Origin of the sequence: Streptomyces sp. NPDC005722, from assembly GCF_040630935.1 — a bacterium.
In the GTDB taxonomy this organism is placed as follows: Bacteria; Actinomycetota; Actinomycetes; order Streptomycetales; family Streptomycetaceae; genus Actinacidiphila.
Map to the genome: position 1 here is coordinate 103,572 of NZ_JBEXYN010000018.1, position 20,162 is coordinate 123,733.

General features: G+C 71.9%; 16 protein-coding genes. 15 read left to right on the forward strand and 1 reads right to left on the reverse strand.

From position 1 onward, the window contains the following. The first annotated feature begins 40 nt into the window (after positions 1–40). Positions 41–823, forward strand: coding sequence for an enhanced serine sensitivity protein SseB (locus ABZ479_RS21890; RefSeq protein ID WP_500463137.1), 783 nt, complete (start codon positions 41–43; stop codon positions 821–823). Between the two features lie 77 nt (positions 824–900). Further along, the gene (locus ABZ479_RS21895) at positions 901–1,704 is read left to right on the forward strand and encodes an enhanced serine sensitivity protein SseB C-terminal domain-containing protein (RefSeq protein ID WP_500463138.1); all 804 of its coding nucleotides are present in this window, start codon (positions 901–903) and stop codon (positions 1,702–1,704) included. 138 nt (positions 1,705–1,842) lie between these two features. On the opposite strand, the gene ABZ479_RS21900 is transcribed toward ABZ479_RS21895, so the two are convergent. Continuing rightward, positions 1,843–3,354, reverse strand: a complete 1,512-nt coding sequence (locus ABZ479_RS21900; RefSeq protein WP_500463139.1) for a DUF885 family protein — start codon at positions 3,352–3,354, stop codon at positions 1,843–1,845. A 323-nt stretch (positions 3,355–3,677) separates the two neighbouring features. Between ABZ479_RS21900 and ABZ479_RS21905 the strand changes: the two genes are divergently transcribed. From ABZ479_RS21905 to ABZ479_RS21965, 13 genes are all read left to right on the forward strand, one after another. Further along, positions 3,678–4,670 carry an ABC transporter permease gene (locus tag ABZ479_RS21905; protein ID WP_500463140.1) on the forward strand — a complete coding sequence of 331 codons (993 nt, stop codon included), beginning with the start codon at positions 3,678–3,680 and terminating at the stop codon, positions 4,668–4,670. Between the two features lie 104 nt (positions 4,671–4,774). Further along, positions 4,775–6,547, forward strand: a complete 1,773-nt coding sequence (locus ABZ479_RS21910) for an ABC transporter substrate-binding protein (RefSeq protein ID WP_179279868.1) — start codon at positions 4,775–4,777, stop codon at positions 6,545–6,547. 105 nt (positions 6,548–6,652) lie between these two features. Continuing rightward, positions 6,653–7,651, forward strand: a complete 999-nt coding sequence (locus ABZ479_RS21915; protein WP_500463141.1) for an ABC transporter permease — start codon at positions 6,653–6,655, stop codon at positions 7,649–7,651. Next, the gene (locus ABZ479_RS21920) at positions 7,648–8,760 is read left to right on the forward strand and encodes an ABC transporter ATP-binding protein (RefSeq protein WP_500463142.1); all 1,113 of its coding nucleotides are present in this window, start codon (positions 7,648–7,650) and stop codon (positions 8,758–8,760) included. The genes ABZ479_RS21915 and ABZ479_RS21920 overlap by 4 nt, the downstream gene beginning before the upstream one ends. 11 nt (positions 8,761–8,771) lie before the next feature. Further along, on the forward strand, positions 8,772–9,836 hold the full coding sequence (locus ABZ479_RS21925) for an ABC transporter ATP-binding protein (RefSeq protein WP_499602313.1): 1,065 nt from the start codon (positions 8,772–8,774) through the stop codon (positions 9,834–9,836). Positions 9,837–9,862: 26 nt separating this feature from the next. Next, the gene (locus ABZ479_RS21930) at positions 9,863–10,528 is read left to right on the forward strand and encodes a trimeric intracellular cation channel family protein (protein ID WP_500463143.1); all 666 of its coding nucleotides are present in this window, start codon (positions 9,863–9,865) and stop codon (positions 10,526–10,528) included. A gap of 91 nt (positions 10,529–10,619) precedes the next feature. Further along, positions 10,620–11,789, forward strand: coding sequence for a cysteine desulfurase family protein (locus tag ABZ479_RS21935; protein WP_500463144.1), 1,170 nt, complete (start codon positions 10,620–10,622; stop codon positions 11,787–11,789). Between the two features lie 180 nt (positions 11,790–11,969). Continuing rightward, positions 11,970–13,133, forward strand: a complete 1,164-nt coding sequence (gene mnmA / locus ABZ479_RS21940) for a tRNA 2-thiouridine(34) synthase MnmA (protein ID WP_500463145.1) — start codon at positions 11,970–11,972, stop codon at positions 13,131–13,133. 76 nt (positions 13,134–13,209) lie between these two features. Continuing rightward, positions 13,210–13,749 (forward strand): LOG family protein, encoded by a 540-nt coding sequence (locus tag ABZ479_RS21945; protein ID WP_500463146.1) that lies wholly within the window; start codon positions 13,210–13,212, stop codon positions 13,747–13,749. 27 nt (positions 13,750–13,776) lie between these two features. Continuing rightward, on the forward strand, positions 13,777–14,466 hold the full coding sequence (locus tag ABZ479_RS21950; RefSeq protein ID WP_500463147.1) for an SDR family oxidoreductase: 690 nt from the start codon (positions 13,777–13,779) through the stop codon (positions 14,464–14,466). 26 nt (positions 14,467–14,492) lie between these two features. Then, positions 14,493–15,527 (forward strand): methionine synthase, encoded by a 1,035-nt coding sequence (locus ABZ479_RS21955; RefSeq protein ID WP_500463148.1) that lies wholly within the window; start codon positions 14,493–14,495, stop codon positions 15,525–15,527. A 25-nt stretch (positions 15,528–15,552) separates the two neighbouring features. Continuing rightward, a complete protein-coding gene (gene ligA / locus ABZ479_RS21960) occupies positions 15,553–17,763 on the forward strand; it encodes an NAD-dependent DNA ligase LigA (RefSeq protein WP_500463149.1) in 2,211 nt (736 codons plus the stop codon). A gap of 215 nt (positions 17,764–17,978) precedes the next feature. Continuing rightward, entirely contained in the window at positions 17,979–20,087 is a 2,109-nt protein-coding gene (locus ABZ479_RS21965) for a putative bifunctional diguanylate cyclase/phosphodiesterase (RefSeq protein WP_500463150.1), read from the forward strand. Positions 20,088–20,162 lie beyond the last annotated feature (75 nt).

Genomic DNA, 20,162 nt, shown 5'->3' on the forward strand with positions numbered 1-20,162 from the left:
AGGGAGCGCACCACCACAGGAAATTGCGAGGCGAAACGCAGTGAACATCCCGGGGCAGCGGATACCGGACGGCTTCGCCCCGCCGGGCCACGGCGCCGGCGGCTGGCCCGCCAACGAACTCGAGGAAGTGCTCTCCGCGGCACTCGGCGATCCGGGTGCCACGGCCCGCGTCCTGGAGGTGCTCGGACGCTCGCAGTTGTGGATCCCGCTGCCGAACGGCGGCAGCCCCGAGAGCGCCGACCTCGACCTGCCGACCCTCGAACTCGACGGCGGCGTCTACGTCCCCGTCTTCAGCTCCGAGCAGCAGTTCCTCGCCGCCGGTACCGGCATGAGCTTCGCCGTCGCCCCCGCCCGTGAGTTCGCCCGGGGGCTGCCCCCGCAGATCGGGATCGCCGTGAACCCCGGAGGCGCGGTGGGCATCCCGCTGCCGCCCGCCGCGGTGATGGAACTGTGCCGCACCGACCGCGAGCCCGGTACCCCCACCGGCGCCCGGGTCCGGCTGTGGGAACCCTCGCCGGACGAGGAGCCGGTCGACTTCCTGGCCGTCGCCGCGGGTGAGTTCGCCGTGACCCCGGTCGTGCTCTCCGCCCGCCGCGCGCTGGCCAGCGTCGAGGGCGACCCCGCCACCCTCTTCGTCGGCGTCGAACTCGACCGCTGGCAGGAGGAGGACCGGGCCGCCGCCATGGCCGCCCTCGGGCGCGCGCTCGGCGCCGTACCGCTGCCCTGGCAGGTCAATCTGGTGCTGCTGGACGTCGCACAGGACCCCATCGGCGACTGGATGCTGGAGCGCGTGCGACCCTTCTATGTCGGCACGGGCGCATAACCTGGGTCCCGTACGGCACCAGAGGCATTCGGCGGAGCAGACGACGCGGACGAGGCAGACGCGGAAGGGCGGGACACGTGAGCGCCGGCGTGGGAGGGGGCGGGGGGCTGGAGCATGCGCTCCGGCAGGTGACGCCCGGTAGGTACGACGCCTACGAGGAAGTGCTGCGGACCCTCGCCGACAGCCAGGTGTGGATGCTGCTCTGGCAGGGCACCCCCGGCGGGGCGGACGCGCAGTACGGCAACATGGAGGTCGCCGGCCACGGCTACGCGCCGTGTGTGACCTCGCCGCAGGAGTTCACCGCCTGCGGCTGGAACCGGGCCCACGAGGTGGTGTCCGGCCGCGAGATCGCGGCCTCGCTCTTCCCCGACCGCTGGGGCCTGTGGCTCAACCCGCACGCTCCCGGCGGCGGCGTCGGCGTCCCCTGGCTCGACCTGCGGCGCGTCAGCCTCGGCCTCGACCGCTCCCCGGCCGGACCGCTGCGGATCGGCGAGCCCGCGCTCCAGATCCCCCAGTACTACGCCCTGTTGTCCCAGCAGGCCCATCGCAGCCCGGCCGTCCGCTCCCTGCGGCGCGCCTGGGTCCAGCCCGTGCTGGGCGAGCCCTACCTGGCGATCGGCGTCGACCTCTACGACGCCGGGCCCCAGGCCGTGGAGTCGGTGCGCCTGATGATGCAGTCCGCCCTCGGGGCGGTGCCGCAGGGGCTGCCGGTCGCCACGGTCGCGCTCACCGACGAGTACGACCCGGTCGGCATGTGGATGCGGGCCTCGGCGCAGCCCTTCTACTCCCGTGACGCCCACGGCGCGCCGGGTGCACAGGGTGCACCGGGCGCGCCGGGTGCTCCCGGGGCGACGTACGGGTGGGCCCCGCAGCCCTACTGACGCTCCCGGCGGGCCTCTCCCACCCGCCCCCCGGACGGCGCCTCCGTGCAGGTCAGGAAGGCGGTGACGGGCGGGTGGTGAGTGGGTGGGAGGCGGCCCGCCGCAGGCGCGAGGGACCCGCTCCGCGGGGCACCCCGGTCACAGGATCGCGTCGATGAGCCCCAGCGGCGGGCTCCCCATTTCCAGCAGCGCCCCGTGGAACCGCTGGAGCGAGAACTCCGGCCCCCAGGCGCGCCGGGCGCGCTCCCGCAGCCGCATGATCTCCAACTTGCCCCAGGTGTAGCGCCCGTAGGCCGCGTCGAAGGTGCCGCGCCGGGCCTCGGAGGCCGCGCCGGCCCGCGCGAGGTGGGCGTCCCGCATGAAGCGCTGCGTGGCCTCCTCCAGCGTCATCGCCCCCGTGTGCAGACCGATCGCGCACGCCAGCCGGGTGACGCGTACGAGCGCCTCCAGCGCCACGCCGATCGCGAAGCGGGGGTCGCGGGCGCGGAAGCCCTCCTCCAGGCAGACCTCCTCGACGTAGTGCGCCCAGCCCTCGCAGAAGGAGAGCGAGTGCAGGACACGCCGTACCTGCGTGGGTGCGTGCCGCAATGCCCGGCCGTGGGCGAAATGGCCGGGCGCGACCTCGTGGACGGTGATCGCCGGCAGGCTCGTGCGGCTGAAGACCGAGAGCCACTCCTCGCGTTCCTCCTCCGGCCAGTCCGGCTCCGGCGGGGTGACGTGGTACCAGGAGGCGGAGTCGGCCTCCTCCGGCGCGGCCCAGGTCATCATCGCCATGGACCAGCGGCGTGACGGCGGTGCCGGCCCGACGAGGCAGTCCCCGTCGAGCCAGGGCACGAGCCCCCGCTGCCGGGTGAACTCGATGACCTCCTCGGTGAGCCGGGCGGCCTCGGGGATGACCCCGTCCGCGTCCGGGTGGTCGGCCAGCAGCCGCGGGATGAGCTCGTCCACGCCGGCCTTCGGGTCCAGCCGCCCGCACGACTCCGTGAGGAGCGCGGTGAGCCGGTCCCGCTCGCGCTCGGCCTCGTCGGCCAGGGCCGACAGGTCGACGCGCAGGCCCTCCTGACTGCCCATCAGCAGGGCCAGCGCCTCGCCGCCGAGCCGCGGGTCGGGGTCGCCGGTCTCGGCGGCGCGGGCGATGTGGTCGACCAGCCGGGCGTGCGCGGCGAGCGCGGGACCCGCCTCCGGCTCGGCCTCCGGGTCGAGGTCGGCGGCGAGTCCGCGGACCGCCCCGAGGAGTGCCCCGGCGACCGGCGCGCTCACCCGGTCGAGCGACGCGATGGCCGCGTCGACGGCGTCCGGCCATTGCTGCAGGTGGCGTCTGCGGGCCTCGGCCAGCTCCTCGCGGGGCGCGTACTCACGGTCGTAGGCGGTGAGTTCGAGATTGGACAAATGCGGATATGGGTCGCGGCGGTGCAGTTCCAGTTCCCCGTACTGGACCTTGAGGGTGTCCTCGAAGACCGAGAGGTGCCGTTCGTCGTGGGGGTCGGCGAGGGCCGGCTCACGCAGCCGGGCGTGGGCGAGCGAGGACAGTCCCCGGCGGACGCCGGCGGGCGACAGATCCTGCACCTGGCCGTCGTACTCGTGGAGTCCCGCCATCTCCCTGACCACGGGGACCATCAGGTCGCACACCGAGCGAAGCCGATCATTCATGGCATCGAAGGTAGCGACTCCCGTTGCCTCGCGGCGATCTGTCAACGCGCGTAACACTGCGGTAATAACGGACGAAGGTTCACCACATCACGGTTGCGCATCGCTTCCCTGCGGGGTCTGGCGCGTGATCCACGCCCCATGAAGACTCGCGCACCAAGGCGCTGCACGCGTCGCCTTAACGATTCATCACCAGCCAAACACACAGCCCAGCGCCACCGCACCACCATCAAGAGCTGCGCCCGACATGGTCGGTCCGCTCCGTCGACCCGGGCGGACGGCCAGGCGAAGCCGGCCACCGCCGGCAGGGGGATGCACGAGGAGACATGACAGCACCGCTGCACGACACCGCTGAGACGACCGTCGCCGACGTCGCCGCCGACATACCCGCGAAGGCGATCGAGGGGCGTTCGCCCGGGCGCATCGCATGGATGCGCCTCAAGCGCGACAAGGTCGCGCTGGCGGGCGGCGTGATCGTCGTCCTCCTCATCCTGGTCGCGATCTTCGCCCCCCTCATCGTCAGCGCCTTCGGCCACCCGCCGAACGACTTCCACGAGGACAAGATCGACCCGCTGTTCGGCACGCCCACCGGCAAGTGGGGCGGCATCAGCGGGGATTACCTCTTCGGCGTGGAGCCCGTCAACGGCCGCGACGTCTTCAGCCGCATCGTCTACGGTACGCGGATCTCCCTGCTGGTGGCCTTCCTGTCGGCGATCGTCGCGGTCGTCCTCGGCACCTTCTTCGGCATCATGGCCGGTTACTTCGGCGGCTGGGTCGACGCCGCCATCGGCCGTGTCATGGACGTCCTCCTGGCCTTCCCCCAGCTGCTGTTCATCATGTCCCTGGTCTCGGTCATGCCGAACTCGCTGCTGGGCTTCAGCGGCACCGGCGTGCGCATGGGCGTCCTGGTGGTCGTGATCGGGTTCTTCGGGTGGCCGTACGTCGGCCGCATCGTCCGCGGCCAGACCCTGAGCCTGCGCGAACGCGAGTACGTCGACGCGGCTCGCAGCCTCGGCGCCGGCCGCGGCTACATCCTCTTCCGGGAACTGCTGCCCAACCTCGTCGCCCCGATCACCGTCTACGCGACGCTGATGATCCCGACGAACATCCTCACCGAGGCCGCCCTGAGCTTCCTCGGGGTCGGCGTGAAGCCGCCCACCTCGTCGTGGGGACAGATGCTCTTCAAGGCGCTGTCCTTCTACGAGACGGACCCGATCTTCATGCTGATCCCGGGTCTGGCCATCTTCGTCACCGTGCTCGCCTTCAACCTCTTCGGTGACGGCGTACGGGATGCGCTGGACCCGAAGGGCTCCCGCTAGCCCTCGCACACCGCCCCTGCCATTCCCGTCAGGTGGCTTCTCACCGAGAAGGACCGCAGGTCCGCGGAAAGTCGCGGACCGCGAATCACGGAGGTTACGAAAAAGTGACATCCCCACGCTCATCGAGGCGCAGGCTGGCCGCAGGGACGGCCGTCGTGGTCGTCGCGCTGCTGTCCACCGCCGCTTGCGGCGGAGGCGGCGGTGGCAAGTCCGACGGCAACGCCAAGGCCCCCGGATTCAACGCCGCCGTCAACAAGGTGGCGAACGCGTCCGACAAGAAGGGCGGCACGCTCAAGTTCATCGGCACGCAGGACGCCGACTCCTGGGACCCGCAGCGCGGTTACTACGGCTTCATGTGGGACTTCGCCCGGTACTACACGCGCCAGCTGGTCTCCTTCACCCCGGAGCCGGGTCTCGCCAGCACCACGCTGAAGCCGGACCTCGCGACCGGCCTCGCGAAGGTCGAGGACGGCGGCAAGACCTACACGTACACCCTGAAGGACGGCCTGAAGTGGGAGGACGGCTCCCCGCTGACCTCCAAGGACGTCAAGTACGGCATCGAGCGCATCTGGGCGCAGGACGTCATCTCCGGTGGCCCGATCTACCTGCAGCAGGTGCTCGACCCCAAGGGTGAGTACAAGGGCCCGTACAAGGACACCTCGGCCGACAAGCTCGGTCTGAAGTCCATCGAGACCCCGGACGACAAGACCATCGTCTTCCGCCTGCCGAAGCCCAACAGCGACTTCGAGCAGATGCTGGCGATGCCGTCCGGCTCCCCGGTGCCCGCGGCCAAGGACACCGCCGCGAAGTACGGCCTCAAGCCGTTCTCCAGCGGCCCGTACAAGTTCCAGTCGTACACGCCGAACAAGTCGATGGTGCTGGTCCGCAACACCAACTGGAGCGCGTCCACCGACGACCTCCGCAAGGCGCTGCCGGACAAGATCACGGTCACCCTGACCACCAACGCCGACGACATGGACAAGCGCCTGATCAACGGCGACTACGACCTGGACCTCAACGCCACCGGCGTCGGCCAGGCCGCGCGCGCCGAGGTGCTCGGCAAGAACAAGGCCAACGCCGACAACCCGGACACCGGCTTCATCCGCTACGCGGTCTTCCCGACCACGGTCAAGCCGATGGACAACATCCACTGCCGCAAGGCGGTCATCCTCGCCGCCGACCACAAGTCGCTGCAGACCGCCCGCGGCGGCCCGCAGGCCGGTGGCGCGATCGCCCCGAACATGCTCCCGCTGGGCATCAAGGGCGCCGACGGCAAGTACGACCCGTACAACGTCCTGAAGGACACCACGGGCAACGTCGAGGAGGCCAAGAAGGAGCTCAAGGCCTGCGGCCAGCCCGACGGCTTCAAGACCACGATCGCGGTCCGCAACAACAAGCCGATCGAGATCGCCACGGCCGAGTCGCTTCAGGAGTCGCTGAAGAAGGTCGGCATCACCACCGAGCTCGACGAGTTCGACGGTGCGCAGACGTCCGGCATCATCGGTGCCCCGAAGACCGTCAAGTCCAAGGGCTACGGCATCATCATCATGGGCTGGGGCGCCGACTTCCCGTCGGGCCAGGGCTTCCTCCAGCCGCTGGTCGACAGCCGGTTCATCCTCGAGAGCGGCAACAACAACTTCGCCGAGATCAAGGACAAGGCCATCGACGGCCTGTTCGACCAGGCGCTGACCCAGACCGACGCGAACGCGGCGGCCGAGGTGTACAAGCAGATCAACCAGAAGGTCTCCGAGGGCGCGTACTACCTGCCCTTCACCTTCGAGAAGAACATCATCTGGCGCAGCTCGCGCCTGACCAACGTCTACACGGCCGACGCGTACAACGGCCGCTACGACTACGCCTCGCTGGGCGTGCAGTAACAACCCTCGAATCGATCGAGTGCCACACCCGCTAGGCACGAAGGGCAGGTGATGGCCGCGTGCGGCGGCCCGGGGAACCCCCGGGCCGCCGCCGGGCCGAGCACAGTGCTTGCATACATCATCCGGCGACTGTTCGCTGTCGTCGTCATGTTGCTGGTCATCACATTGGTGACCTTCGGGATCTTCTTCCTGATCCCCAAATGGGTCGGTGTCGACCCCGCCACCTACTTCATCGGGAAGCAGGCGGACCCGGCCTCGCTTGAGGGCATTCGGAAGAAGATGGGCCTCGACGACCCCATCCTCGTGCAGTTCGGCAAGTTCCTGTGGGGGCTGGTCGCCGGGCGTGACTACGCCAACGGCACGGACGTCACCCACTGCTCCGCCCCCTGCTTCGGCTACTCCTTCCGCAACGAGCAGGCGATCTGGCCGGTCCTGACCGACCGTCTTCCGGTGACCATGCAGCTGGCCGCCGGCGCCTGCGTCATCTGGGTCGTCGTCGGCGTCGGCACCGGTGTCGTCTCCGCTCTCAAGCGCGGCTCCGCGCTCGACCGCACCCTGATGACGGTCGCGCTCGCCGGCGTCTCGCTCCCCATCTACTTCACCGGAATGATCGCCCTCGCGGTGGTCGTCTACGGACTCGGATGGATCGACGGCCAATACGTGCCGTTCGGTGATTCGCCATCCGGGTGGTTCGGCGGCATGCTGCTGCCCTGGGTCACGCTCGCCTTCCTCTACGCAGCCATGTACGCCCGGATGACCCGGGCCACCATGCTGGAGATCATGGGCGAGGACTACATCCGCACCGCCCGTGCCAAGGGCCTGCGCGAGCCGGTCGTCATCGGCAAGCACGCCATGCGCTCGACCATGACGCCGGTGCTGACCATCCTCGGCATGGACCTCGGCGCCCTCGTCGGCGGCGCGATCCTCACCGAGACGACGTTCAGCCTGCCCGGCATCGGCCAGGCGGCGGTGAAGGCGATCGGGGACAAGGACTTCCCGCTGATCCTCGGCGTCACGCTGATCGCGGCCGTCGCCGTGGTGGTGGCCAACCTCCTCGTAGACCTGCTGTACGCCGTCGTCGACCCGCGCGTGAGGCTGTCATGACCGACCTCCCCATCCAGAAGTCCGGTACCGGGGCGGATTCCGCGCCGAACGAGCCGGTGGCCGGGAAGGCGCAGCCCACGTCGTTCCTCGAGGTCCGCGACCTCAAGGTGCACTTCCCGACCGACGACGGCCTGGTGAAGTCCGTCGACGGCCTCTCCTTCCAGCTGGAGAAGGGCAAGACCCTCGGCATCGTCGGCGAGTCCGGCTCCGGCAAGTCCGTCACGTCGCTCGCCATCATGGGCCTGCACCGGACCGGTCAGTACGGCCGGAGCAAGGCCCGGATGTCCGGCGAGATCTGGCTCGAGGGCAAGGAACTGATCTCGGCCGACCCGGACGAGGTCCGGCGGCTGCGCGGCAAGGACGTCGCGATGATCTTCCAGGACCCGCTGTCGGCGATGCACCCCTACTTCACCGTAGGGGCGCAGATCGTCGAGGCGTACCGGGTCCACCACGACGTGTCCAAGGCTGTGGCGCGCAAGCGCGCCATCGAGATGCTCGACCGCGTCGGCATCCCGCAGCCCGACAAGCGCGTCGACGACTACCCGCACCAGTTCTCCGGCGGCATGCGGCAGCGCGCCATGATCGCGATGGCGCTGTCCAACAACCCCGACCTGCTCATCGCGGACGAGCCGACCACCGCGCTCGACGTGACCGTGCAGGCGCAGATCCTGGACCTCATCCGGGACCTGCAGAAGGAGTTCGGCTCCGCGGTCATCATCATCACCCACGACCTCGGCGTCGTCGCCGAGCTCGCGGACGACATCCTGGTGATGTACGGCGGTCGCTGTGTGGAGCGCGGGCCGGCCGACAAGGTCTTCTACGAGCCGCAGCACCCCTACACCTGGGGCCTGCTGGGCTCGATGCCCCGCCTGGACCGTGAGCGCACCGAACGGCTCAACCCGGTCAAGGGGTCTCCGCCCAGCCTGATCAACGTGCCGTCCGGCTGCGCCTTCCACCCGCGCTGCCCGTACGCGGAGCTCACCGGCGGCGCCAGCACCACCGTCGTTCCGGAACTGAGCGAGGTCGGCAGCCGGCACCACGCCGCCTGCCACCTGGGCGTGGCGGACCGGGAGCGCATCTGGACCGAAGAGATTGCGCCGAAGCTGTGAAAGGCCAGGAGATGACGATCCCCCAGCAGTCGACCGCCGACGGGTCGGATGCGCTGCTCAAGGTGAGCGGCCTGGTCAAGCACTTCCCGATCACCAAGGGCCTGCTGCGCCGTCAGGTCGGCGCGGTCAAGGCGGTCGACGGCATCGACTTCCACGTCAACCCCGGGGAGACCCTGGGCGTGGTCGGCGAGTCCGGGTGCGGCAAGTCCACCATGGGCCGGCTGATCACCCGGCTGCTCGAACCGACCGGCGGTACGATCGAGTTCGAGGGCCGCGACATCACGCACCTGGGCACCGCGGGCATGCGCCCGCTCCGCCGCGACGTGCAGATGATCTTCCAGGACCCGTACTCCTCCCTCAACCCGCGGCACACCGTCGGCACCATCGTCGGCGCGCCGTTCCGGCTGCAGAAGGTGCAGACGGAGAACGGGGTGAAGAAGGAGGTCCAGAACCTCCTGGAGCTGGTCGGCCTCAACCCCGAGCACTACAACCGCTACCCGCACGAGTTCTCCGGCGGACAGCGGCAGCGCATCGGCATCGCCCGCGCGCTGGCGCTCAAGCCCAAGCTCGTCGTCGCGGACGAGCCGGTCTCGGCGCTCGACGTCTCCATCCAGGCCCAGGTGGTCAACCTCCTGGACGACCTGCAGAGCGAGCTCGGCCTGACCTACGTGATCATCGCGCACGACCTGTCGGTCATCCGGCACGTGTCGGACCGCATCGCGGTCATGTACCTCGGCAAGATCGTGGAGGTCGCGGACCGCGAGGACCTCTACACCAAGCCGATGCACCCCTACACCAACGCACTGCTCTCCGCGGTGCCGGTGCCGGACCCCAAGCGGCGCGCCAAGCGCGAGCGGATCCTGCTGACCGGTGACGTCCCGTCGCCGATCTCCCCGCCGTCCGGCTGCCGCTTCCACACCCGCTGCTGGAAGGCGACCGAGGTCTGCAAGACCACGGAGCCCCCGCTGGCGACCCTGGCCACCGGGCACCAGGTGGCCTGCCACCACCCGGAGAACACCGGGGACTCCGGTGCCTCCGGCGACGGCACGGCGGGGAAGACGACCGAAAAGGCGTAACCCCGGCACCCTGCACAATGGGACCGGTGCACACCGAACTGTTCAGCCACTCCGTCCAGCACGCGCTCGACCTCGTCGGAATCTTCGTCTTCGCGATCTCCGGCGCACTGCTCGCCGTACGCAAGAACTACGACGTCTTCGGCATGGCGGTGCTCGCCGAGGTCACCGCGCTGGGCGGAGGGCTGATCAGGGACCTGATCATCGGGGCGGTCCCGCCGGCCGCCTTCACCGACCTCGGGTACTTCCTCACCCCGCTGATCGCCACCACGGTGGTGTTCTTCCTGCACCCCCAGGTCGAGCGGATCAACACCACGATCAACGTCTTCGACGCCGCCGGCCTCGGCCTCTTCTGCGTCGCCGGCACCACCAAGGCCTACGACCACGGCCTCAACCTCACCGCCTCGGCCACCCTCGGGCTCGCCACCGCCGTCGGCGGCGGCGTACTGCGCGACCTGCTCGGCAACGAGGTCCCCTCCCTGCTGCGCTGGGACCGCGACCTGTACGCGGTGCCGGCCATCGTGGGGGCGACCGTGGTGGCGGTACTGATCAAGTTCGAGGCCCTGACCCCCGGCACCGGGGTCCTCGCCGTGATCAGCGCCTTCACCCTCCGGCTGCTGGCCATGCGCTACCACTGGCGGGCCCCCCGCGCCTGGCACCGGCGCACCACCGCGGCGGAACAGCTCCACCTGTAGGCCACCCCCCGCGGGGCACCCCCGCGACGGCGTACCCGGGGCAGGCCTCGGTCCGGGAAGGCGCCGCAGCGGCCGTAGAATCGCGTTCATCATGGCCTACCTCGACCACGCCGCCACGACCCCGATGCTGCCGGAGGCGGTCGAGGCGATGACCGCGCACCTCGCCGTCACGGGCAACGCGTCCTCCCTGCACGCCGCCGGCCGCCGGGCCCGGCGCACGGTGGAGGAGTCCCGCGAGTCCCTGGCCGCCGCGCTCGGCGCCCGCCCCAGCGAGATCGTCTTCACCTCGGGCGGCACCGAGGCCGACAACCTCGCGGTCAAGGGCCTGTACTGGGCCCGCCGCGACGCGGACCCCCGGCGCACCCGGGTCCTCGCCAGCCCCGTCGAGCACCACGCCGTCCTCGACGCCGTCGACTGGCTCGCCACGCACGAGGGTGCCCGGGTCGAATGGCTCCCGGTCGACGCCCACGGACGCGTCCACCCCGAGGCCCTGCGCGAGGCCGTCGCCCGTGACCCCGGCGATGTGGCGCTCGCCACCGTGATGTGGGCCAACAACGAGGTCGGCACGGTCTTCCCGGTCGCCGAACTCGCGGCGGTGGCCAGGGAATTCGAGGTGCCGCTGCACTCCGACGCCGTCCAGGCCCTCGGTCAGGTCGAGGTCGACTTCGCGGCGTCCGGGCTCGACGCGATGACCGTCACCGGGCACAAGGTCGGCGGCCCGTACGGGGTCGGCGCGCTGGTGCTCCGGCGTGAGCTCGGCCCGGTCCCCGTCCTCCACGGCGGCGGCCAGGAGCGCGGCGTACGCTCCGGCACGCTCGACGTCCCCGCGGTCGCCGCGTTCGCCGTCGCCGGGACGCTGGCCGCGGAACGGCACGAGGCGTTCGCGCGGGACATCGGTGCCCTGCGCGACGACCTGGTCGCCCGGGTCCGGGAGGCCGTCCCCGAGGCCATCCTCAACGGCGACCCCGCCCTCGGCGGCCGCCTCCCCGCCAGCGCCCACTTCTCCTTCCCCGGGTGCGAGGGGGACTCCCTGCTGATGCTGCTCGACGCCCAGGGCATCGAGTGCTCCACCGGGTCCGCGTGCACCGCCGGCGTGCCCCAGCCCAGCCACGTCCTCCTCGCGATGGGCGCCGACCCCGACCTCGCGCGGGGCTCCCTGCGGTTCTCCCTCGGGCACACCTCGACGGCCCAGGACGTCGCGGCCCTCGGCGACGCCATCGCCCCCGCGGTGTCCCGCGCCCGCAGCGCGGGCCTGATGTAGCGCCGGCGGCAGCGTGCCGCCCCCGCGTTCACGCACCGCAGGCGGTGTAACGGGCGGGTGGGCGGGACAGCCCGTCGCAGGCGCGACGCATCCGCACGCGCCCACGCACGGGCACCCGCGTTCACGCACCGCCGGCCGCCCCGCGAAGCCCCGCCGGGGCGCCGTACCCTAGGAGGCGCTATGACTGACTTCCCCGGTGCACCCACAGGCCCTGGCGACGGCCGTCGCCTCCGCGTGCTCGCCGCGATGAGCGGTGGCGTCGACTCGGCCGTGGCGGCCGCCCGCGCCGCCGAAGCGGGGCACGACGTCACGGGCGTGCACCTCGCGCTCTCCGCGAACCCGCAGTCCTTCCGTACCGGCGCGCGCGGCTGCTGCACGATCGAGGACAGCCACGACGCCCGCCGCGCCGCCGACGTGATCGGCATCCCCTTCTACGTCTGGGACCTCGCCGACCGCTTCCGCGCCGACGTCGTCGACGACTTCGTCGCCGAGTACGCCGCCGGCCGCACCCCCAACCCCTGCCTGCGCTGCAACGAGAAGATCAAGTTCGCCGCGCTGCTCGACAAGGCGATCGCCCTCGGCTTCGACGCCGTGTGCACCGGCCACTACGCCACCGTCGTCGTCGACCCCGACGGCTCCCGCGAGCTGCACCGCGCCTCCGACGCGGCCAAGGACCAGTCGTACGTGCTGGGCGTCCTCGACGAGCGGCAGCTGGCGCACGCCATGTTCCCGCTCGGCGACACCCTCACCACCAAGGACGAGATCCGGGCGGAGGCGGCCCGGCGCGGCCTGTCCGTCGCCAAGAAGCCCGACAGCCACGACATCTGCTTCATCGCGGACGGCGACACCCAGGGCTTCCTCGCGCGGCGCCTCGGCGCCGCCGAGGGCGACATCCTGGACGAGGACGGCAACCGCCTGGGCACCCACTCCGGCGCCTTCGGCTACACCGTGGGACAGCGCAAGGGCCTGCGCCTGGGCGTGCCCGCCGCCGACGGCAAGCCGCGCTACGTGCTCGACATCTCCCCGGTGAACAACACGGTGACCGTCGGCCCGGCCGAGGCCCTGGACGTCACGGCCCTGACCGCGATCCGCCCGCGCTGGTGCGGTACCGCGCCCGACGGCGCCGGGCCGCGCACGTACACCGCCCAGCTGCGCGCCCACGGCGACGACGTGCCCGTCACCGCCGAGCTGACCGACGGCGAACTGCGCGTCCGCTTCACCGGCGGCGCCGTCCGCGGCGTCGCGCCCGGCCAGGCGGTCGTGCTCTACGACGGCACGCGCGTCGTCGGCTCGGCGACCATCGCCACCACGGAGCGCAGCCGGCGCGCCACCGCGAGCGCCTGAGCGCCGCCACGCGGCTCCCGGACGGGCCGGGCGCCCCCCTGCCCGGCCCGCGGCGTCATGCGCGAGACTGGCCCGCATGAACATCTGCGTCTTCCTCTCCGCCGCCGACCTCGAGCCCCGCTACACCGAACCCGCCCGCCAGTTCGCCGAGTTGATCGGCAAGGGCGGTCACACCCTGGTGTGGGGAGGCTCGGACGTGGGCCTGATGAAGGTGATGGCGGACGGGGTGCAGGAGCACGGCGGACGCCTGGTCGGGGTCTCGGTGGAGTTCCTGGCGGCCAAGGCGCGCAAGGGCGCCGACGAGATGGTGATCGCGGCCGACCTCGCCGAGCGCAAGGCGGAGCTGCTGGCCCGCGCCGACGCCGTGGTGGTCATGGTGGGCGGTACCGGCACGCTGGACGAGGCGACCGAGATCCTGGAGCTGAAGAAGCACGGGCTGCACACCAAGCCTGTCGTCCTGCTCAACACGGCGGGCTTCTACGACGGGCTCAAGGAGCAGTTCCAGCGCATGGACGCGGAGGGCTTCCTGCCGCTGCCCCTCACCGACCTGGTGTTCTTCGCCGAGGACGGCGTCTCGGCGCTCGCCTACCTGGAGGAGGGCGCCGGAATCGTGTGAGCCGGCCGGGATGACAGCATGGGGCCCATGTCGATTCACCTGATCACCGGCGCGGGCTCCGGCATCGGAGCCGTCGTGGCCCGGCGCCTCCTCGACCGCGGCGACGAACTGTGGCTGCTGGCCCGCAACGCCGGACGCGCCAAGGAACTGGCCGACCGCTTCCCGGGCGCGCGGACCCTCGTCGGCGACCTCGCGGAGCCGGAGCGGCTGTCCTGGGCGCTGGGCCAGCAGGCGCCGCCGGACCGGCTGGACTCCCTGATGCACATCGCGGGCGTCGTGGACCTGGCGCAGGTCGGCGAGCTCACCCCGAAGATCTGGAACCGGACGCTCGCCGCGAACCTCGTCGCCCCCGCCGAGCTGACCCGTCTCCTCCTTCCCCAACTGCGGCTGTCCCGCGGCCACGTGCTCTTCGTCAACTCCGGCGCCGGGCTCAACGCGCACGCCGAGTGGGGCGCCTACGCGGCCAGCAAGCACGGCCTCAAGGCGCTCGCCGACTCCCTGCGCGAGGAGGAGCACGCCAACGGGGTACGGGTCACCTCCGTCTACCCGGGCCGCACCGCCACGCCGATGCAGGCCAAGGTGCACCAGCAGGAGGGCAAGACGTACGACCCCTCGCGGTGGATCGACCCCGGGTCGGTCGCGACGGCGATCCTGACCGCGATCGACCTGCCGCGGGACGCGGAGGTCAACGACCTGACCATCCGGCCGGGAGCCTGACCCGCCGGTCGTCGTAGGCTGCACCGGTGAGCACGGAAGGTACCGAAGCGAAGTTCCGGCTGCCCGAAGGGGCGGCCACCGGTGTGGGCTCGATGCCCGGAGGCGACGCGCGCGAGGCGGCACGGACGGCGACCGGGGCGCTGGAGGCGCTGCCGTTCCTGCCGGAGCTGCCCGCGCGCGGTCCGGGGGCCGACATGATCGGCCGCACCCTCGGGATGCTGGTCGAGCTGTACGCGCGCGTGGAGCCCAGTGGATGGCGGTTCGGCGACCGCCCCGGCCGGGACACCCGCCGGGCCAGGGCGTGGCTGGGGGAGGACCTCGACGCCGTCGAGGAGTTCACCCAGGACTACCGGGGCCCCCTCAAGCTCCAGGCGGTCGGCCCGTGGACGCTCGCGGCCTCGGTCGAGCTGAAGAACGGCGAGGCCGCGCTCTCCGACCCGGGTGCCTGTCGCGACCTGGCCGCCTCGCTCGGCGAGGGGCTGCGGCTGCACCTGGAGGACGTGCGCCGGCGCGTGCCGGGCGCACAGCCCGTGCTGCAGCTGGACGAGCCCTCGCTGACCGCCGTCCTCCAGGGCCGGGTCAGGTCCGCCAGCGGCTACCGCACGCACCGCGCGGCGGACCGGGGCGTCGTCGAGGGCGCGCTGCGGGACGTCATGGCGGCCGCCGGCGCCGGCGCGGACGGTGTGCCCGTGATCGTGCACTCCTGCGCTCCCGAGGTGCCCTTCGCACTGCTGCGCAGGGCCGGGGTGGCGGGGGTGTCGTTCGACTTCTCGCTGCTCACGGAGGGTGACTGGGACGCCTTCGGTGAGGCGGCCGAGGCGGGAACCGCGCTCTTCACCGGTGTCGTCCCGGGTACCGATGCCCCATTGTCGGACCCTGCGGGTAGCGTCAGTGGTGTTCGGGCGCTGTGGCGCAGGCTGGGGCTGTCCCCGGGGGATCTGGGCACCTCCGTGGCGGTGACCCCGTCCTGCGGTCTGGCGGGGGCCTCGCCGGCCTATGCCCGTGCCGCGCTCGTGCACTGCGCGAAGGCGGCACGCTCGCTCGTCGACAACCCTGAGTGAGGATGGGAAGAGGAAGGACGTGGACGTGGAGGACTCCGTGATCCCCGAGGGCGCCAGGAACGAGGACGTGCCGGCGAAGGCGCGCGAGCTGCACGCCTCCCTGGCCGAGCAGGTCGAGGAGCACCGCTTCCGCTACTACGTCAAGGACCAGCCGGTCATCAGCGACGCGGACTTCGACAAGCTGCTGCGGCGGCTGGAGGCGCTGGAGGACGAGCACCCCTCGCTGCGCACACCGGATTCGCCGACCCAGAAGGTCTCCGGCGCGTATGCGACGGAGTTCACCTCCGTCGAGCACCGCGAGCGCATGCTCTCCCTCGACAACGCCTTCACCGAGGAGGAGTTGGACGCCTGGGCCGACCGCCTCGCCGCGGAGCTGGGCCCCCCGGCGGGCGAGGGCGGCACCTACCACTTCCTGTGCGAGCTGAAGGTCGACGGCCTCGCCGTCAACCTCACGTACGAGAACGGCCGTCTGGTGCGCGGTGCCACGCGCGGCGACGGCCGCACCGGTGAGGACATCACGCCCAACGTCCGCACGATCGCCGAGATCCCGGACCGGCTGGCGGGGGAGCGCGTCCCCGCCCTGGTCGAGATCCGCGGCGAGGTCTTCTTCCCCATGGAGAAGTTCGAGGAGCTCAACGCCCGCCTGGTCGAGGCCGGCGACAAGCCCTTCGCCAACCCGCGCAACGCGGCGGCCGGTTCCCTGCGGCAGAAGGACCCCCGGGTCACCGCGAGCCGCCCGCTGCACATGGTGGTGCACGGCATCGGCGCCCGCGAGGGCTTCACCATCGACTGCCAGTCGCACGCCTACGAGCTGCTGCACGAGTGGGGCCTGCCCACCACCAGGTACGCCCGGGTGGTCGGCACGCTCGCCGAGGTCAAGGAGGCCATCGCCTACTACGGCGAGCACCGCCACGACGTCGAGCACGAGATCGACGGCATCGTCGTCAAGGTCGACGAGATCCCGCTGCAGGGCCGGCTCGGCTCCACCGCCCGCGCACCGCGCTGGGCCATCGCGTGGAAGTACGCGCCGGAGGAGGTCAACACCAAGCTGGTCGACATCCGCGTCGGCGTGGGCCGTACGGGCCGCGTGACGCCGTACGCGGTGGTCGAGCCGGTCACGGTGGCCGGCTCCGAGGTCGAGTTCGCGACCCTGCACAACCAGGACGTGGTCAAGGCCAAGGGCGTGCTCATCGGCGACACCGTCGTGCTGCGCAAGGCCGGTGACGTCATCCCGGAGATCCTCGGCCCGGTCGTCGACCTGCGGGACGGCGGTGAGCGCGAGTTCGTGATGCCCGCCGACTGCCCCGAGTGCGGCACCCCGCTGCGCCCCATGAAGGAGGGCGACATCGACCTGCGCTGCCCCAACGCGCGGGGCTGCCCGGCGCAGATCCGGGAACGGCTGTTCTACCTGACCGGCCGCAAGTGCCTGGACATCGAGAACTTCGGCTACGTCGCGGCGGCCGCGCTCACCCGGCCGCTGGAGCCCGCGGAGCCGGCGCTGCGCGACGAGGGCGACCTGTTCGACCTCACGCCTGAGGACCTGCTGCCGATCCGCGCCCACGTCCTCGACCAGAACACCGGCCTGCCCAAGCGCGACCCGGAGACCGGCGAGGAGAAGGTCGTCTCGGTCTTCGCCAACCAGCAGGGCGAGCTGAAGAAGAACGCGGCGGCCATGCTGGAGCACATCCAGGACGCCAAGGAGCGCCCGCTCGCCCGCATCATCGCGGGCCTGTCGATCCGTCACGTCGGCCCGGTCGCCGCCGAGGCCCTGGCCCGCGAGTTCCGTGACCTGGACGCCGTCTTCGCCGCCGACGAGGAGCGCCTGGCGGGCGTCGACGGCGTCGGCGGCATCATCGCCGCCTCCCTCAAGCAGTGGTACGAGGAGGAGTGGCACCGCGAGATCCTCCGCAAGTGGAAGGCGGCCGGGGTCCGCTTCACCGAGGAGGGCTCCGACGAGGGACCGCGCCCGCTGGAGGGCCTCACCGTCGTCGTCACCGGCACCCTCGCCACCCACACCCGGGACGGCGCGAAGGAGGCGCTCGTGAGCCGCGGGGCCAAGGTCACCGGATCGGTCTCCAAGAAGACCGACTTCGTGGTCGTCGGCGACAGCCCGGGCTCCAAGTACGACAAGGCGGTGCAGCTGAAGGTGCCGGTGCTGGACGAGGACGGCTTCGCCGTCCTGCTCGGACAGGGTGCGGACGCCGCCCGGGAGGCCGCCGTGAACCCGGAGGCCTGACACCCCATCATCACCCTTTCGGCCCAGAGCGGGACGATCCGGGATGGTGGGATCCATTCGGGCAACAGCAGCCGATCGGTGCCCGTGACAGCCTTTATCGGCCTACTGTTGAGAGGCGCGCCTTCCGGGCACGGGCCCTCCGGCAGCCCGGCCGTCAATCCCGCGGGCAAGGGCGTGTGGTGGAACGGCACACGCGGCTGCGAGAGGGTACGGGCATGGAACCGACGGACAGCGCCGGACCGGCGCAGCGGCTGCTCGGACCGGCCGCGCCGGTGCTGCCCACGGCGGCACTCAGGTACTCGGTCGTGGGCGCTGCCGCGGCGGCCCTGGCCGTGGGCGTCGTCCGGATGCTCGTGGACGGCAACGCCTTCTTCCCCGGCGGCGACGTCGGCTGGGCGTTCGCCGTGCTCACCGGCATCATCGTCGGCCACCTGGTCGCGATGGGCCGGGACCGCTGGTGGGGCGGCACGGGCTCCGGCGCCGCACTGACCCTCGCCATGCTGCTGCTCTACGGCTGGGTGCCCGCGGTGCTGATCAGCCTGGCCGTCGTCGTCCTGGTCGGCGCGGCCCGCCGGCACCGCTGGCGCGAGGCGCTGCTGCACGGCGCCGTGGACATCCTGGGCATCGGCGCGGCCTCGCTGGCGCTGTCCGCCTTCGGCACCCACCCGTCCGTCGAACAGCCCTGGCAACCCGCCACTTGGGGGGTGGCCGCCGTCCCCGCGGTGCTCGCCGCCGCGCTCGGTTACCTCGCTGCGACCCGCACGCTCCTGTGGTACGCGATCGTGCCGCGCGCCGGAGCGCTGCCCACCGTGGCCCGTACCGCGCTGATACGCCAGGGCTTCGTCGGCGTCGCACTGCTCGGCATCTCCCCGCTGATCATCATCGTCGCGGCCGATCTGCCCCTGCTGCTGCCGCTGTTCGCCGTGCCCCTGATCGCACTCGACTCCACCCTCTGGATCGCCCACGCCCGCGCCGAGGAGCAACTGCGCGACCCGCTCACCGGACTGCCCAACCGTCAGTGGCTGCTGGAGCGCACCTGGACCGCGCTGGACGACGCCGCCCGCAGCGGCGAACGCGCCGCCCTGGTCCTCATCGACCTCGACAAGTTCCGCTCCGTCAACGACACACTCGGCCACATGGCCGGCGACCGGCTGCTGCTGCAGATCGCCGACCGCCTGCGGCTCGCCCTGCCGCGCGGCGCCGAGGTCGCCCGGCTCGGCGGCGACGAGTTCGCCGTCCTGCTCCCCACCTGCGACGCGCCGACCCGCGCCCAGCGCATCGCCAGGGCCCTGGTCGCCGCGCTGGGCTCGCCGTTGAGCCTCGACGGCCTGACCCTGGTCCTCGAGGCCAGCGCCGGGGTCGCCGTCTACCCCGATCACGCCGGTGACGCCGAGGGCCTGCTGCGCCGCGCCGACGTCGCGATGTACCAGGCGAAACGTGACCGCAGCGGGGTCGAGGTCTACGAGTCCTCCCGCGACGGCAACACCCCCGACCGCCTCGGTCTCCTCGGCGACCTGCGCCGGGCCCTGGACCGCGGCGAGGTCGAGCTGCACTACCAGCCGAAGGTCCGCTTCGACGGGCAGGTCGCCGGCCTGGAGGCGCTGGTCCGCTGGGTGCACCCCGAGCGCGGCCGGGTCAGCCCCGAGGAGTTCATCGCGATCGCCGAGACCTCCGGGCTGATGCCGCAGCTCACCGAGTACGTCCTGGAGACCGCCCTCGGGCAGGTCGCCCGGTGGCGGGCGATGGGCCTCGACGTCCCCGTCGCCGTCAACGTCTCGCCGCGCGACGTCCACTCGCCCGGCTTCGCCGGGGCCGTCGCCGCGCGGCTGGCCCGGCACGGCGTCCCGCCGGGGGCCCTGCAGCTGGAGATCACCGAGCACGTGCTGCTGGAGGACCCGCAGCGCGCCGCCGACACCATGGCCGGGCTGACCGGGCACGGGGTGAAGATGTCGCTCGACGACTTCGGCACCGGTTACTCCTCGCTGGTGCACCTGCGGCGGCTGCCGGTCAGCGAGCTGAAGATCGACCGCTCGTTCGTGGCCCGGCTGTCCGTCGACGCCGAGGACGCGGAGATCGTGCGCTGCACGGTCGACCTCGCCCACTCCCTCGGCCTCCTCGTCGTGGCGGAGGGCGTCGAGGACGACGAGACGTGGGAGCGCCTGCGGGACCTGGGCTGCGACGCGATCCAGGGCTGGCTGGTCGCCGCGGCGATGCCCCCGGAGGAGACCACGGCCTGGCTGCGGCTGCGCGGCCGCGCCGGATGGCGCCGTCCGGCGGAGCTGGAGGCCGCGAAGGAGAGGGCCGCCGTCCCCGACGCGCAGTAACGTTTGCGGGGCCGTGACCTGCGGACCCGTACCCGCCGCAGGGCGCGCCTCGGGCGCCCCGCGCACCCCACCGTT